The 15673-nt window shown below is 57.9% G+C and carries 11 protein-coding genes and 1 pseudogene; 11 read left to right on the forward strand and 1 reads right to left on the reverse strand.

Annotated elements, in window-relative coordinates:
• Positions 1 to 269: 269 nt before the first annotated feature.
• Together ACVWYZ_RS02550 and ACVWYZ_RS02555 are read left to right on the forward strand one after the other, a co-directional pair.
• A complete protein-coding gene (locus ACVWYZ_RS02550) occupies positions 270 to 1985 on the forward strand; it encodes a succinate dehydrogenase/fumarate reductase flavoprotein subunit (RefSeq protein WP_457465917.1) in 1716 nt (571 codons plus the stop codon).
• Between the two features lie 295 nt (positions 1986 to 2280).
• On the forward strand, positions 2281 to 3678 hold the full coding sequence (locus tag ACVWYZ_RS02555; protein ID WP_457465850.1) for an aminotransferase class III-fold pyridoxal phosphate-dependent enzyme: 1398 nt from the start codon (positions 2281 to 2283) through the stop codon (positions 3676 to 3678).
• Between the two features lie 33 nt (positions 3679 to 3711).
• On the opposite strand, the gene ACVWYZ_RS02560 is transcribed toward ACVWYZ_RS02555, so the two are convergent.
• Entirely contained in the window at positions 3712 to 4353 is a 642-nt protein-coding gene (locus ACVWYZ_RS02560) for a hypothetical protein (RefSeq protein ID WP_457465852.1), read from the reverse strand.
• A 362-nt stretch (positions 4354 to 4715) separates the two neighbouring features.
• Between ACVWYZ_RS02560 and purF the strand changes: the two genes are divergently transcribed.
• The 9 genes and pseudogenes from purF (at position 4716) to ACVWYZ_RS02605 (ending at position 15628) form a co-directional block, all read left to right on the forward strand.
• Complete coding sequence (gene purF / locus ACVWYZ_RS02565) at positions 4716 to 6344, forward strand: amidophosphoribosyltransferase (RefSeq protein ID WP_457465854.1); 1629 nt, start codon at positions 4716 to 4718, stop codon at positions 6342 to 6344.
• A gap of 52 nt (positions 6345 to 6396) precedes the next feature.
• Positions 6397 to 6921, forward strand: coding sequence for a peptide deformylase (def, locus tag ACVWYZ_RS02570; RefSeq protein WP_457465855.1), 525 nt, complete (start codon positions 6397 to 6399; stop codon positions 6919 to 6921).
• An 11-nt stretch (positions 6922 to 6932) separates the two neighbouring features.
• Positions 6933 to 7400: a thiol-disulfide oxidoreductase DCC family protein gene (locus ACVWYZ_RS02575; RefSeq protein ID WP_457465857.1), complete on the forward strand. Its 468-nt coding sequence runs from the start codon at positions 6933 to 6935 to the stop codon at positions 7398 to 7400.
• A gap of 381 nt (positions 7401 to 7781) precedes the next feature.
• Positions 7782 to 10022 (forward strand): pentapeptide repeat-containing protein, encoded by a 2241-nt coding sequence (locus ACVWYZ_RS02580; protein ID WP_457465859.1) that lies wholly within the window; start codon positions 7782 to 7784, stop codon positions 10020 to 10022.
• Positions 10023 to 10374: 352 nt separating this feature from the next.
• Positions 10375 to 11382, forward strand: a pseudogene (locus tag ACVWYZ_RS02585) (AAA family ATPase); the annotation flags it as partial.
• Between the two features lie 341 nt (positions 11383 to 11723).
• A complete protein-coding gene (locus ACVWYZ_RS02590) occupies positions 11724 to 12113 on the forward strand; it encodes a hypothetical protein (protein ID WP_457465861.1) in 390 nt (129 codons plus the stop codon).
• Positions 12114 to 12302: 189 nt separating this feature from the next.
• Positions 12303 to 12539 carry a gas vesicle protein GvpG gene (locus ACVWYZ_RS02595; RefSeq protein ID WP_011433717.1) on the forward strand — a complete coding sequence of 79 codons (237 nt, stop codon included), beginning with the start codon at positions 12303 to 12305 and terminating at the stop codon, positions 12537 to 12539.
• A gap of 107 nt (positions 12540 to 12646) precedes the next feature.
• Positions 12647 to 13252: a DUF3727 domain-containing protein gene (locus ACVWYZ_RS02600; RefSeq protein ID WP_457465863.1), complete on the forward strand. Its 606-nt coding sequence runs from the start codon at positions 12647 to 12649 to the stop codon at positions 13250 to 13252.
• A gap of 546 nt (positions 13253 to 13798) precedes the next feature.
• Positions 13799 to 15628: an Rqc2 family fibronectin-binding protein gene (locus tag ACVWYZ_RS02605; protein WP_457465865.1), complete on the forward strand. Its 1830-nt coding sequence runs from the start codon at positions 13799 to 13801 to the stop codon at positions 15626 to 15628.
• The last annotated feature ends 45 nt before the right edge of the window (positions 15629 to 15673 follow it).

Here is a 15673-nt window from a genome sequence, read left to right on the forward strand (position 1 = left end):
CGTTCTTCAAGGGCAAAGCCAGGCCCAACCTTTATCGTAGCCAGCCAAGCCTGTTGGATGGGTCTTGTCGGAAAGCGTCTCATTTTCTGGCCTGACAGTTTTTGTCCAGAGGGGAAGGGGCTACACCTCACCGGCGCGTTCGCGCAAGCGTCGCGTAGCGATAACGAGCTATGCCCAGTTGCTGCCGGGGAGGCTGCTGGAGCCGGCCATAATGGGGAAACGCCATCCTAGCTGTGGCGGACATCCTTTGCGAGAGCTTGCCTGCATCCATGCTGGAGCACGACATTGTCATCATTGGGGGAGGGCTGGCCGGTTGCCGGGCGGCTTTGGAAGCTATGCGACGGGATCCCAACCTCGACCTGGCCTTGGTGTCCAAAACCCATCCCATTCGCAGCCACTCGGTAGCAGCCCAAGGGGGCATTGCCGCCGCCTTACAAAATGTTGATCCGCAAGATTCCTGGGAGGCTCATGCCTTCGATACCGTCAAGGGATCCGATTACCTAGCGGATCAAGATGCGGTGGAGATTCTAGCCCGGGAAGCCCCTGAGGTGATCATTGACCTGGAACACCTGGGGGTCTTGTTCTCCCGCCTGCCGGATGGCCGCATTGCCCAGCGGGCCTTTGGGGGACACAGCCACCCGCGCACCTGTTATGCCGCCGACAAAACCGGGCACGCCATTTTGCACGAGTTGGTGAGCAACCTCAAGCGTTTTGGGGTCAAGCTCTACAGCGAATGGTATGTGCTGGATCTGATCCTGGAGGACAACCAAGCCCAGGGCGTGGTGATGTTGGAGCAGGCCAGCGGGCGGCTGGAGGTGGTGCGGGCCAAGGCGGTTATGTTGGCTACAGGCGGCTATGGGCGCATCTACAACTCCACGTCCAACGACTTTGCTTCCACCGGCGATGGCATGGCGATGGTGGCGCGGGCCGGCCTGCCTCTGCAGGATATGGAGTTTGTGCAGTTTCATCCCACGGGCCTGTATCCGGTGGGGGTGTTGATCTCAGAGGCAGTGCGTGGAGAGGGGGCCTATCTGATCAATGGGAAGGGGGAGCGCTTCATGGCCGCCTATGCCCCCAGCCAGATGGAGTTGGCCCCACGGGACATCACCTCGCGGGCAATTGTTACGGAGGTGCGGGCCGGGCGCGGTATTGACGGCAAAGATTTTGTCTACTTAGACCTGCGGCATCTGGGGGCAGAAAAGATCCACACTCGGCTGCCCTTCTGTTGGGAGGAGGCCCATCGCCACTTGGGCATCGATGCGGTTGTCGATCCCATTCCGGTGCGACCGACGGTGCACTACTGCATGGGCGGGATCCCGGTGACGGTGGAGGGGCAGGTACTGCGGGATGCCCAAACCCGTGTGGAAGGGCTGTTCGCTGCCGGTGAAACGGCCTGTGTTTCGGTGCATGGGGCTAACCGGCTGGGCAGCAACTCTCTCCTGGAGTGCGTTGTTTTCGGGCGGCGCACAGGGGCAGCCATGGTAGAAGCCGTCAGAGGTCGAGCCTTGCCGAAAGTGGACGAGGGATCCCTACTCAAACAGGCCGCCAGCCGGATTGCCGGGCTCCTGGAACGATCAGGGAAGAGCCGCATTGATCAGGTGCGGCGGCAATTTCAAGATTGCATGACCGAGCATTGCGGCGTCTACCGCACCGAATCGGTTCTCCAAGAAGGGATCCAAAAATGGCAGCAGATCCGCCAGCGTTACGAGCAGGATTTGCGCTTGGACGATCGGGGCAAGGTGTGGAACACCGAGCTGATCGAAGCGCTGGAGCTGGACAACCTCATGACGGTGGGGGCCTTGATCCTCGCCAGCGCCCTGGCACGGCGGGAAAGCCGTGGCTCCCACGCGCGGGAAGATTACCCCCAACGGGACGATCAACGGTTTTTACAACACACCTTGGCCGCTTTTCGGGAGGGATCCCCTCAGATCAGCTATCGCCCCGTGGTGATCACCCGGTTTCCCCCTCAGGAGCGGAGATACTAACTTTTCAGAGGCATCTCAGGCCGATTAGGATTGCCCTAGCATTCCTGTTGGCGAGACGGAGTCTCTTTCCAATGACTGTGGTCATTTCGATTCAAACTAGGACACTAAACCCCTAACTCAATGTTGACTGTGCGCTGCCAGAAGGCTTCTCCCAACAGCCCGGCGTCTCACCCTAACTTGAAACGACTATATCCACAATAACTATCCAATCCAAATCTGCTTTCCAGCAATTATCTAAATCTAGAGATCCCATCTCTGCCAGCTTGAAATCTCATCTACTGCCGGAGGGCCAGCCATGCAAGAAACCCTGGAAAAAGCAGCCGTCGCTCTGCAAGCGGAGCTGAATCTGGAGCCTTTTTGGATGCCCTTTACGGCCAATCGGCAATTTAAGGCCAACCCGCGCCTGTTGGTGGCCGCCCGAGACATGTACTACACCAGCCACGATGGCCGCCAAATCCTAGATGGGACTGCCGGGCTGTGGTGTGTGAATGCCGGCCACTGCCGCCCCCCAATTGTGGAAGCGATCCAACAGCAGGTGGCCCAACTGGACTACGCCCCAGCTTTTCAGATGGGCCATCCCAAAGCCTTTCTACTGGCGGAGCAGCTCATCCAGCTCACCCCTGCCGGACTGGATCACGTTTTTTTCACCAACTCTGGCTCTGAGGCGGTGGATACGGCCTTGAAAATGGCCATCGCCTACTACCGGATACGCGGACAGGGATCCCGGCAGCGGCTGATTGGCCGAGAACGGGGCTACCACGGCGTTGGCTTTGGGGGCATCTCGGTCGGGGGCATCTCCAACAACCGCAAGTTTTTCGGCAGCCTCATTCCCGGCGTAGACCACCTACCCCACACCCACAACCTGGAGCAAAACGCCTTTAGCCGCGGCCTGCCTCGCTGGGGATCCCACTTGGCAGAAGACTTGGAGCGGATCGTCGCTCTCCACGATGCCAGCACGATTGCAGCGGTGATCGTAGAGCCGGTTGCCGGTTCAACGGGGGTGTTGCTGCCGCCGGTGGGCTATTTGGAAAAGCTGCGGGCCATTTGCGACAAATACGGCATTCTGCTCATCTTCGATGAGGTGATCACCGGCTTTGGGCGTCTGGGATCCCCTTTTGCGGCCAACTATTTCGGAGTGGTGCCGGATCTGATTTGCTGTGCCAAGGGCCTCACCAATGGCACCATCCCGATGGGCGCAGTGATCGTCAAGCAAGAGATCTACAGCGCCTTCATGGAGGCTGCTGGTTCCGCTGATGACCTGCACCGTCCAGGGGACAACAGCAGGACACTGTCCTGGAGCCCCATCGAGTTTTTCCACGGCTACACCTACTCCGGCCACCCAGTTGCCAGTGCCGCCGGCTTGGCTACCCTGAACCTGTATCGAGAAGAAGGCCTGTTCGAGCGGGCTGCCAGCCTTGCCCCCCTCTGGGAAGAGGCTCTCCATTCCCTGCGCGGCTTGCCTCATGTCATCGATGTACGCAACCTCGGCTTGGTGGGGGCAATTGAATTGGAAGGGATCCCTGGCCGACCGACAGCGCGAGCTTTTGAAGCTTTTTTGCGCTGCTACGAACGTGGGGTATTGATTCGCACTACAGGTGATACCATTGCCCTTTCCCCGCCTTTGATCATCGAGGAAGCCCATATTGAACACCTGATCGCCACCCTGAAGCGAGTTCTTCAAGAGCTACCTTAGTCCTGAATCGACAAGAGAGACTGCCTGAGGGAGTTAGAAGCTTCTGGGGCTGGGCGTCGGCGAAGGACTGGGAGAGGGACTGGGTCTGGGCGAAGGGGATACCGAGGGAAAGGGATTGGGGGTGCCGGTCGGCGTTGGCAAGGGGGAGGGACTGGGCGCGGGCAACACCCGCAAGGGAGCTTTGGCCGAAGCGATTCGGCCCTGGGTATCCGCCACCATTGCCGTCACTTCATAATCCCCGGTGGGAGCAGAAGTGGGAATGGTGATGGGGATGGTGCCGATGCAGGTTTTGCTGTTGGGCTGACAGCCGACGGCAGCGGCAGTGAAATCAAAGGTGAGGGTGAGGGGGCTTTGCCGGATTTCCACCCGGAAACTGATGCCGGCCCCCAAACCCGCAGGAGTCGTAACGGCCACCAGCACGTTGAAGGGTACTGTCTGTCGCGCGTCCGTCAGCGACACCACGGCAATCGAAGGCGGCTCTGCCGCAAAGGAAGCGGTGGGAGAGGGGCTGGGAGTGGGGAAAGGATTAAAGAGGGGAGTGGAAGTGGGGGTTGGGGTGAGCAGCGGCGTAGGGACAGGACTGGGGATGACGAAAGGAGTGGGCGTTGGGGCCACCACCGAGATCGGCGTGATGGTAACCGCAGGCTGTTCGCCGGCATCTTCTTGGCAAGCCACAAGTGACAACGACAGAAGAGCGGCTACACTGGCCCTTATTACAGAGGAGGCTGCTAACGTCCAGCTCTGACGGAACCTATGGGGCTGCTGTCTCATGGGGTTTGACTCCTCACAACACAAAGCTTTGGGATCCTGCCGGTTCTAGGAGAGCCGAGCTTCGGTGGCATTTAACTCAAAAACCCGGCCAACCTGCTTCCTCAGCCGCAAAAGCAGGAGCGTCTCACACGCTGCTAACACTATAGATAGAGCATTAGTTTTTTGCAAACCCCACCTGTGGACTCTCCCTTTGGGAGTGAAGCCAGATAGAGGGGAATGACCTGGGCCGAGTTAGACTGGTAAGCGTGACAGCAAGACGAGGATCCATGGCAGCAAGGGCGGGAGCAGAACCATCTTCTGGCTGTGGAGAAGCAGAGGGGCAGACTGCCGTTGGCGTTGATGCCCTGTACCCCTCAGAAAACATCAGCGGGGCGGGGTATGCCCGGGAAGAGCTGCAAGAGGCTTGCGGGGTCTTTGGCATACTGGCTCCAGGAGAGGAGGTGGCCAAGCTGGCCTACTTTGGCCTATTTGCCTTGCAGCATCGCGGCCAAGAATCGGCAGGGATCGCCACTTTTGAGGGATCCTTTTGCCGGGTTCACAAGGCGATGGGCTTGGTCTCCCAGGTCTTCGATGAAGTGAACTTGGCCCAACTGACCGGGGATCTGGCGGTTGGTCACACCCGCTACTCCACCACTGGATCCAGCCGCGTGGCCAACGCTCAGCCGGTGATCGTGGAGACTCGCCTGGGGCCGCTGGCTCTGGCCCACAACGGCAATTTGGTCAATGCGGAAGAGCTGCGGAAGGAACTGGAGGCCGCCGACCGGCACCTAACCAGCAGCACCGACTCCGAGTGTATTGCCCACGCCATTGCCCAGGCGGTGAACCAAGGTCAAGATTGGATCGCGGCCACTTGCCAAGCTTTGCGCCGCTGTCAGGGGGCTTTTAGTCTGGTGATCGGCACGCCAGAGGGCCTGATCGGGGCACGGGATCCCTATGGGGTGCGTCCGCTGGTGTTGGGGCTTTTGAGCAGCAACCCCGCTCTGGATGAGCTGCTGCAGTCAGAGATGCTGGAGATCATCTGCAGCGACGGCACCCTCAGCCACCCCGAGGCCGAGCCGCTGCATTATGTATTGGCTTCAGAAACCTGTGCTTTGGATATCATTGGGGCCGACCCTCTGCGGCAGGTGGAGCCGGGAGAGTTGGTGTGGATCAGCCGTCAGGGGCTGCAATCGGTGCGTTGGGCGGAGGCCACCCCCAAGTTGTGCATCTTCGAGATGATCTACTTCGCCCGCCCCGACAGTTGGATGCATGAGGAAAGCCTCTACTCCTACCGGGTGCGTTTGGGAGAACAACTGGCCAAGGAGGCCCCGGCAGAAGCTGACTGGGTGATCTCCGTTCCCGATTCCGGCACGCCGGCAGCCATTGGCTATGCTCGCCAATTGGGGATCCCTTACACCGAAGGGCTGATCAAAAATCGCTACGTGGGCCGCACCTTTATTCAGCCCACCCAATCCATGCGGGAGCGGGGCATTCGCATGAAGCTCAACCCCCTGGAGGATGTGCTGGGGGGGAAGCGGATTGTTATTGTGGACGACTCAATTGTGCGGGGCACCACCAGCCAGAAAATCGTCAAGGCCCTGCGCCAGGCGGGGGCTACCCAGGTCCACATGCGCATTTCCAGCCCCCCGGTCACCCATCCCTGCTTCTACGGCATCGATACCGATAGCCAGGATCAATTGATTGCCGCCCAGCATTCCGTAGAGGAAATCGCCGAGAAGATTGGAGTGGATTCTTTGGCCTACCTGAGCTGGGAAGGCATGCTGGCTGCCACGGGCCGGGATCCCAACTCGTTCTGCTCCGCTTGCTTTACCGGCCACTACCCCATCCCCATCCCAGAAGGGCTGAAGCGCTCCAAGCTGGCCCTGGAACTGGTGGCTACTGGCAAGAGCCGCTAGGCTGCTCAGGGATCCCCGCTAGACTGAGAAGAAGAATTGCTTGGGGCAAGCCATGACTTTTCGCCTACGCCAATTGGGGGATCCCATCCTGACGCAAGTGGCCGAGCCGGTGACGGAGTTCAAAACGCCGGCCTTGCAGGATCTTATAGAAGGTATGCTGGCTACCCTGAAAGAGGCGCAGGGGGTGGGCTTGGCTGCTCCTCAGGTGGGATCCCTGCTCCAAGTGCTGATTGTGGCCTCTCGTCCCAATCCCCGCTACCCGGAAGCGCCGCAAATGCAGCCTCTGGTGATGGTTAACCCCCGTCTGCTGGCTTGTAGTGCTGAACAGGTGCTGGGTTGGGAAGGCTGCTTGAGTGTGCCCAATTGCCGTGGTCTGGTGGCCCGCGCCCGCGAAGTGGAGGTGGAGTATTACACTCCAGAAGGCGTTCAGCAAAGGGTGGTCTGGCAGGATTTTCCGGCGCGGATCTTTCAGCACGAATACGATCACCTGATGGGTCGGGTGTTCCTGCAGCGGCAGCCTCGGCAACTGCTTACCGAAGCCCAGTACCAAGCACAGATTTTGGGTCAGCCCGCCTGAGGGATCCCGCCATGCCCTACTTGGTCATCTACGACGGCCTCTGCAACCTCTGTGCCACCGGTGTTCAGCTCTTGGAGCAACTGGATCGCGGGCAACGGTTTTGCTATGCCCCCATGCAAGATGCCTCTGCCTTGGCCCAATGGGGGATCCCGCCGGAGCAGGTGGAGCTGGGGATGATCCTCATCGACCTGGAGCAGCCGGAGCGCCGTTGGCAGGGATCCGCCGCCGTTGAACAGATTGCTGCTCTTCTGCCGGGCGGGGAGCTGTGGTTGGCTCTGTACCGCAGCTTCCCTGGCTTGAAGGGTCTTGGGGATCGAGGCTACGAACAGATCCGAGATCACCGCTACGAGTGGTTTGGCCGCCGCAACACCTTGTATTTGTCTGCCTACCCTGCTTGTGTTGCCTGCCGGGATCCCTTGGCCGAGGCTGAGGGAAAAGCTGCAGCACCAGCCGCCGGCAAGGCAGAAGCAAGCCGATAGCCAAAATGGAAGTTCCCTCTTCCTCAGCTCGCTATCTTGGATCAGGGAATTTGAAAAAGGATTGAATTCCTGTATCAAAGGTTAACCTTTCTAAGGGAATTCCCTGAACTGGTCTTGACCCTCTCTAAGCCCATAGCAAGAATAGGAACAAAGCAGCCAAAGGGGGGATGAGGCGTGCCTACAGTTACTGATAAAGATCTGGGCAATATCGATTGCAGTTTAGAGATCCTCCAGCCGGTTTTGAGAGGCAAGGATCCCAGAAGCGCAAACGGCGCCATCGAATGTTTTAGCCATTACAACGGAAAAGGCAGAGAGCTTCTCCTCCAAACCCTAAACCAACCTCTGGATTGGGAAAAGCAGTTTGCTCTCTGGACAACCCTAATGGATTCGGGTGATCCCCAACTTATCCAAATCGCGAAAGCCTATCCGGTTACCCTTCGTCCGGTGGGAGATCTGGGGGCAAAATTGGAGGCTGGCGAGCGAGATTTCCGCTGGGCGGATTTGAGAAAGGCCAACCTCAGTCAGCGAGATCTGAGTGGGGCAGACTTGAGAGGAGCAAACCTAAACCGCGCGAGACTGAGCCAGGTGAATCTCAGCCATGCCAACCTGAGCGGAGCCAATCTAACTCAAGCAGACCTCAGCGGGGCCGATCTGAACGGAGCCAACCTGAGCGGAGCCAACCTCCTGGGCACCAACCTCATCGGCGCCAGCTTGCTGGGGGCCAACCTAACGGACGCCAACTTGAGGTGGGTTGTCATTTCTCCCAAAACGCAGATGGATCCCAAGTGGCACCTGGTGTGGACAATCATCAACGGCGTTGCCCAGGGGGAAAGCCTAGCCCAAGCCGACTTGAGCGGAGCCAACTTGGAGCGGGCCGACCTGAGGGGAAGAGACCTGACACGAGCAAATCTCAGAGGGGCGAGGCTGGCCGCGGCCAACTTGAGAGGAGCCAACCTCAGCCAAGCCAACCTCAGCGAGGCCAACTTGGAGGGGGCCGACTTGACTCAGGCCAACCTGCGGGGAGCCAAGCTGGAGCTGGCGAACCTGCGCAGAGTTCTCGTCTCTTCTGAGACACAGCTGGATCCCAAGTGGCGCTTGGTGTGGGAGCTCGTCAACGGCCGTGCTCAGGAAAAAAAACTGAACCACGTTGACTTGAGCAGGGCTATTCTAGAGCGGGCCGACCTGAGGGGAAGAGACCTGACGCGAGCAAATCTCAAAGGGGCGAGGCTGGCCGCGGCCAACTTGAGAGGAGCCAACCTCAGCCAAGCCAACCTCAGCGAGGCCAACTTGGAGGGGGCCGACTTGACTCAGGCCAACCTGCGGGGAGCCAAGCTGGAGCTGGCGAACCTGCGCAGAGTTCTCGTCTCTTCTGAGACACAGCTGGATCCCAAGTGGCGCTTGGTGTGGGAGCTCGTCAACGGCCGTGCTCAGGCAAGAAACCTGATCTATGCCGACCTGAGCAGGGCCAATTTGAGCCAGGCTGACTTGAGCGGAGTCAAGCTTACAGGGGCGAGCTTGGTGGAGGCTGACCTGAGAGGAACTAACCTCAGCGGGGCAAATTTGAGGTGGGCAGAGTTGGGCAAAGCCAATCTGAGTCAGGCGGACTTGAGAGGCGCCAACCTCAGCCAGACCAATCTGAATAAGGCAAACCTGGAGGGAACCAACCTCTGTGGAGCCAGCCTGATCAAGGCTGAACTGGTCAGGGCCAAACTGGTGGGGGCCAAATTGGTCGGCGCCAAGCTCATTGGAGCCAACTTGAGCAAGGCCAGCTTAGTTGGCACCGACCTGAGGGAGGCTAACCTCATCGGCACCAACCTCAGCGAGGCCAAGCTGGGCAGGTCGGGTTTGAACTTGCTTGATGTCAATGCTCCCAGCCCTCTGCGCTACCTGAGCCAAACGGACTTGAGCGGGGCAGATCTGAGGAAAGCCAACCTGAGCCGGGCAGACCTTAGCCAAGTCAAGCTCATCGGAGCTAACCTAAGCCGAGCTTCCCTAAGCAGAGCCGATCTCAGCGGGGCTGACCTGAGCGCAGCTAGCCTCAACAAGGCCAAGCTAGGAGAAGCCAACCTAACCCAGACCAAGCTGGGCAGAGCCAAGTTACGTAACGCTTACCTCAGCGGTGCCGACCTCAGCGGGGCCAACCTGAGGGGGGCAGATCTGAAATTGGCCAACCTGCGACGCTCTATTCTTTCTCCAGAAACTCAGCTCAATGCCAAGTGGCATCTTGTGTGGGAACTGGTCAATGGTCGGCCCGACAACAGAAACCTGGAGGGAGCCGACTTAAGCGGAGCTAACTTGAACTGGATCGACTTGGGCGGAGTCAAGCTGGTCGGCGCCAATTTAAGCGGGGCCAACCTTATTGGAGCCAATCTCAGCGGGGCCGATCTCAGCCGAGCCAATCTCAGCGGGGCCGATCTCAGTTGGGCTGACCTGAGCTATGCCAACTTGGAAGGCTCCAACCTGGATCATGCCACTGTAGAAGGCGCAAACCTCAAAGGCGCAAGACTTGATTTCAAGTGGAAATGGATCTGGCTGTCCCTCTGGCTTAAAGGTTTGGCGAGCATCTGGTTTGACCACCGCGATACCCTCTACCTACCTCCCCCAACTCCTGCAAAACGCTAGCGGGATCCCCTAGCTGACAACCCATGCTACTTGCCCCTAGCCGGCAGCTAAACTGCGGGGAGTCAACAGGAGAGGCGCTGTACTTAAGGGATCCCTTGACGACAGAGCATTAGCCCTAACTCGTTTTGCCCATCTCCAAGATCATCTCCGCCATACTTATGCCTTGCACCTCTGGAACCCCTATTTACAGGCACCGGATTTCTTTCCTTTATTCAAAAGCGGCACGGCCTATCCTGCCACTCTTGAGCTGCCGCCGCTTCAAGCCAATAAGAATGGGCAAAGCCACATTCACCTGGTGATTGGCGAAATCGCTGAAGAGGGGTCAACCGAGGTTGTCTGTACTTCCAGCGGTAAAGTCAGCGAAGGGGATATTGATCTCGTTTTGGAAGAGAAAAAACAATACATCCGCCAAACTGAAATCCTGGAGTTTTACAATCCCTCTGAGACTCTGCAAAACGTCGGTGGCCTGGAAAACCTCAAAGCCTGGATTAGAGGACGCCGCAACAGCTTTAGTGTCCAGGCCCATGCCTATGGCCTACCAAGCCCCAAAGGGATTTTGCTGGTTGGCATTCAGGGTACTGGCAAGTCCCTATGTGCCAAAACCATCGCCCGCGAGTGGCGAATGCCTCTGCTCAAGCTGGATGTGGGACGATTGTTTGGGGGCATTGTCGGGGAAAGCGAAAGCCGTGTGCGCCAGATGATCCAAATTGCCGAAGCTATGGCCCCCTGTGTTCTCTGGATTGACGAGCTAGATAAAGCCTTTGGGGGCATTAGCAGCGAATTTTCTGGCGACTCGGGCACCAGCAAGCGCGTCTTCGGCAGCCTGATTACGTGGATGCAAGAAAAGACCAAGCCCGTTTTTATTGTCGCCACTGCCAATAATGTCCGCGTCTTGCCCGCTGAGCTGCTTCGCAAGGGGAGGTTTGATGAAATTTTCTTTGTTAACTTACCCAACCAAAAGGAGCGGGAAGAGATTTTTCGAGTCCATGTCCAACGGCTACGGTCCAACCGAGTACGAGACTTCTCCTATACTGAGCTGGCCATGGCTGTAGAAGATTTCAGCGGGGCGGAAATTGAACAGACCATTTACGATGCCATGCACATGGCCTTTAATCAGGATCCACCCCGCGAGTTCACCCAAGAAGATATCCTGACCGCCATTCGCCAAACGGTTCCTCTAGCTGCCATCGCTCGTGACCAAATTCAAAGCTTGAAAGAATGGGCTGCCGAGTCAGGAGCACGTACCGCTTCCCAAGATCAAAAGTTGATTCAGGAGCTACGGACCATCGTCCAGAAGAGAGGGTTAGGCTACATTGAAGTTGATAGCCCCCCATCCTTTTCCTCTCCACCTCCTGCCTAAGCTGTTTTGGTCGGCTCGTTCCGAGTTGTGGCAGCTCGGTGGAAGTAGGCTTGCAAGCATTTTTTCCTGCAAGACGCGGAAAAACTCCGGTTGCCGCTCCGCTTGAATTTGCTGCCTGTGGATTAGCCCCCGTTAAATCCGTCCGGGGAAGCCGCCGATTGATCTGAGCTGCTCAGGTGGCCCCTTGTTGGATTAACTTCCGGCAGCTCCCAGGCAGGGCACTGGGATCGGATCCCGCACGTTAGCGTGCAGGACCGATGGTTTTGCACTTTTCGTATCCTTGACTACAGATTTTTTGGTAGGATTGATCGTGTAGAGGTACTGGTATGTAGAGCAGCCTTATGAGTGCAATCGCTGAAATGAGGGGGACAAGTCTCCTGGCCCGCCATCGCCAAAACATAGCAGCCTCCCTGGCCCGTCGTTTGGAAGCAGCTAGGGCGGCCAACAACACCCGCTTGATGGAGCTGCTGAAACAAGAAGAGCGGCAGCTGGCAGCCGAGTACGGCGGCAGGGATCCCTTCTCTTCAGCGCTCTTCAGAGGACTGCGCCACCTTTGGCAGAGCCTGAAGGCAGTCTTGGCGGCCTGCGATGAACTGCGGGTGCGGCAGTGGGTAGATGGCAGCGGCATGGTCTGGTGGTCTGTCCAAGACCCAATCACGGGAGAGCGCCTGTGTACCCATTCCGAGGGGGAGCTCATAGAGTGGATCGAGAAGCACCAGCGAGAGGATTAGTCTTCGCGGCTAGGACTTGCCTGAGCACCAATAGCCAGTGTTTCCCCTGGCGCTTCGTGCGTGTCCCAGTCTTTCCAGCTTGGGGAGGAAGGGAACAAAAAGTTTCACGGCTAGGCCGGGGCAATGGCCACCTGAGAATCCAAATTGATAGGATTACGAAGACTCATCATCTGCTTTAGGGGCCCTGGGATGGTTTGGCAATTGTTGACGTGGCCGGCCCAAAGTTTGCTTTGGCTAGCGGAGCAGATCCAAGAACGCGCCGAAGCGCAGCTAGACAGCAAAGAAAACCTGCAAAAAGAACTTACAGCCCTGCAAATTCAGCTAGATTTGGGAGAAATTGACGAAGAAACCTACGCCCGCCGAGAAGAGGAGATTTTATTGGCTCTGGAAGCCTTAACCCAAGCAGAAGGAGAAGCCGAAGCATAGAGTTCTGCCGGTGGGCCTGGAAGGGATCCCTCAGCATTGCAGGGGGGCAGAACATGGGAGAATGAGCTTCTGTACACCCCCGTCTTTCCTACCCTGGGCTGTTTTCAATGACTGAATCCCATGAAACCTTGGTGCTCCGCGACGAGCAAAACCAGCCTCTCAAGTGCGAGATCCTGCGTCAGGTGGTCATCGACGAGCAGACCTATGCTCTGGTGACTCCCGTTGATGCTGTGATTAAAGTGCTGGTTTGGGAAGGGGAAGAGGAACCCAGCCAAGCGGTGAACGGCGATGCCGACATGGAAGGGATCCTGGACGAGCCGGATCCCGAAGAGTTACAGGCTGCCCTGCCCACCATCCAGGCTGTTCTGGGGGAGTTGAACCTGACCTTGCAGCAAAATGGCTTCGACATCCTCACAGTTCAGGGGGAATTGCCCCCGGTCGAAGAAGAAGATGTGTTTGAGCTGGGCGAGAGCGAGGAAGATGCCCAGGAGTTTCAACTGCTGGCTACCTTTTTCTACCAAGAGAAGAGATACGGCATCTTTACTCCCCTCGATCCCGTTTTGCTCTACGCCGCTCTGCCTGACGAAGGGGATCCCTACCTGCTCACCCCCGATGAGCCGCCAGAGCTTTTTGATCAGCTCTATGCCCTGCTGCTGGATCTCGATGAGGAATGGGAAGACGGAGATGACGAAGAAGATGAAGACGAAGATTAGGCGGTCAACCCCTTCTGTTCTGCCGAGTTGGATACTCCTGCCCAGCCAGTCGCCTCGGCGGTGCGGAGCACCATAGGGATAGAGGTGGTGAAACTACCCGGTAAAACTTGCCCAGAGTTTTTCACCAGCCACTCCAGACCCGTCTCAACATCTGTCGGGGGCGTCGGATCTGCGGGCCAAGGGTCAGAATAAGCCAGCCTCAGACCAGCCGCCTGAGCATTGCGTAGCGAAGGAGCATGACTCTAGTCAATAATAAGCTCAACTATACTGAAAATAATGTATAATATGTTCAGTACGGATTACTACCAGTTGATCTTTCTGTTTACTTTCGAGTCTGCCAACATGGTAGCCAAAGCAAAGCAGAAAATTGGTAGTAAGACGACACGGAAACTGCGCTTTGGGTATTCTACTCAAAGCTTTGCGGGATACCGCCATTCTGTTTGGACTCCGTCCCGCTAACGCGAATGGAAACAAACAGAATGCTATCGCTGCATAGTTGAACAGTGATGTTCAGCAGTGTTCAGCGTAAATGTATCAGCAACAGGGATGCAGCCGGTTGATTTAACCACCCTGCGTGCTGTGCTCGCCGATCTAACCCAGGCTAAGACAGGTCGGGATCCAGTGTTGCCTGCCCGCGTGGAATGGATCCAACAGACCGATCTGTGGACAGTGGTCATTGGCTTGCGCACCCTCACTGCCCGCCTCTGCTTGCTGTTGTGCTGGCATCCTCAGGCGGCCCGTCTCCACCTCTGTCAGCCTCCTCCCAAAGAGCCGGATGGCTTTCAATTTAGCCAGTTCCTCCAACGGCACCTGAAGGGTTTGGCTCTGACGGAGCTGGCTCTGCTGGAGGATTGGGAACGGGTGATTGACTTGCGCTTTGCCCCTCGGCCCGGGGATCCCCCTTATCGCCATCTCTACCTGGAGGTGATGGGCAAGCACAGCAATGCCATTTTGGTGGACGAGGCGGGCATGATCTTGGCCAGTGGCCATGGGGTAAGCGAGCGCCAATCGCGAATCCGTCCGGTACAACCGGGCCTGCCCTACGAGGCTCCTCCGGCCCTAACCGACCCGATCCCGCAGCGATCCGAGCCCTTTTCCTGGTGGCAAGAGCGCGTCGCCCTGATCCCTGGCCCCATCGGCCAACGGCTGTTGCGCTGTTATCGCGGCCTCAGTCGGCATTTGGTGGAAGCGATGTGCCATCAGGCTGGGATCCCGCCGCAAACCTCCACCGATCACCTCTCTGCCCGCGATTGGCAGGCACTGTTTGCCAGGTGGCAAGACTGGTTAACCCGTCTGGAAACAGGCCAGTTTGACCCAGCTCCCACTCCCCAGGGATACACCGTTCTCGGCTGGGCAAGCGGTGCCGTTCCCGTTAGCGGGACGGAGTCCCTGCAACAACCTTCTCGACTCAATCTGCACCAACTTTTGGAAAGCTACTACCAGGCTCAGCTTAACCGCGAACAGTTTGAGCGAGAGCGCCACCGTCTGCTGCAAAGGGTATCCACCCTGCTGAAAAAGCTCTATCAGCGGCGAGAGCAATTTGAGGCAATGCTGGCCGACTCCACCCAAGCGGAAGCCTCCAAGCAGGCTGCCGACTTGTTGATGGCCCACCTCCACCTCTGGCGGCCAGGGTTGCATCACATCGAGCTGCCGGATTTTGCCAGCGGCCAGACGGTCAAGATCCCTCTCGACCCCGAAAAAAATGCCATTCTCAATGCCCAAGCCTACTACCGCAAGCACCGCAAACAAAAACGGGCCCAGGATGCCCTCCGACCTTTACAAGAGGCGCTTGGCCAAGAGATCCTCTACCTCGAGCAGGTGGAAGCGTCTCTACAGCAGCTGGAAACCTATCGGGATCCCCAAGACTTGACCACCCTCAAGGAAATTGAGACCGAGCTGATTGAACAGCGCTACTTGGAGAGTCCCACTCGCAACAGCGGGACAGAGTCTCTGCGGGCGAGCTCAAAACATGCCTCACCGGCAACCTTCAACCCCCACCGCTTTACCAGCCCCAGTGGCTTCTCCATTTGGGTGGGGCGCAACAACCTGCAAAATGATCAGCTCACCTTTCGCGTGGCTCAGGAACACGATTGGTGGTTTCATGCCCAAGAGATCCCCGGCAGTCATGTGCTGCTGCGCTTGCCCCCCGGGGCTGTAGCAGAAAGCGAAGATCTGCAGGCGGCTGCTGATTTGGCGGCCCATTTCAGCCGCGGTCGCCTCAGCGAACAGGTGCCGGTAGTCTACACTCGCCCGAAACTGGTGTTCAAACCCAAGGGATCCCCGCCCGGCATGGTCGTTTACAAACAGGAGCAGGTGCTTTGGGGGCGGCCCAGCCATGCGCAGCTGCTCATTGCGTCAGCCCTTGGGCCACACTGACGCAACTGGTTACTTTGTTTCTGGCCAAGTGGGCAGGTTCGAGGC

Source organism: Thermostichus sp. MS-CIW-37 (assembly GCF_054060065.1).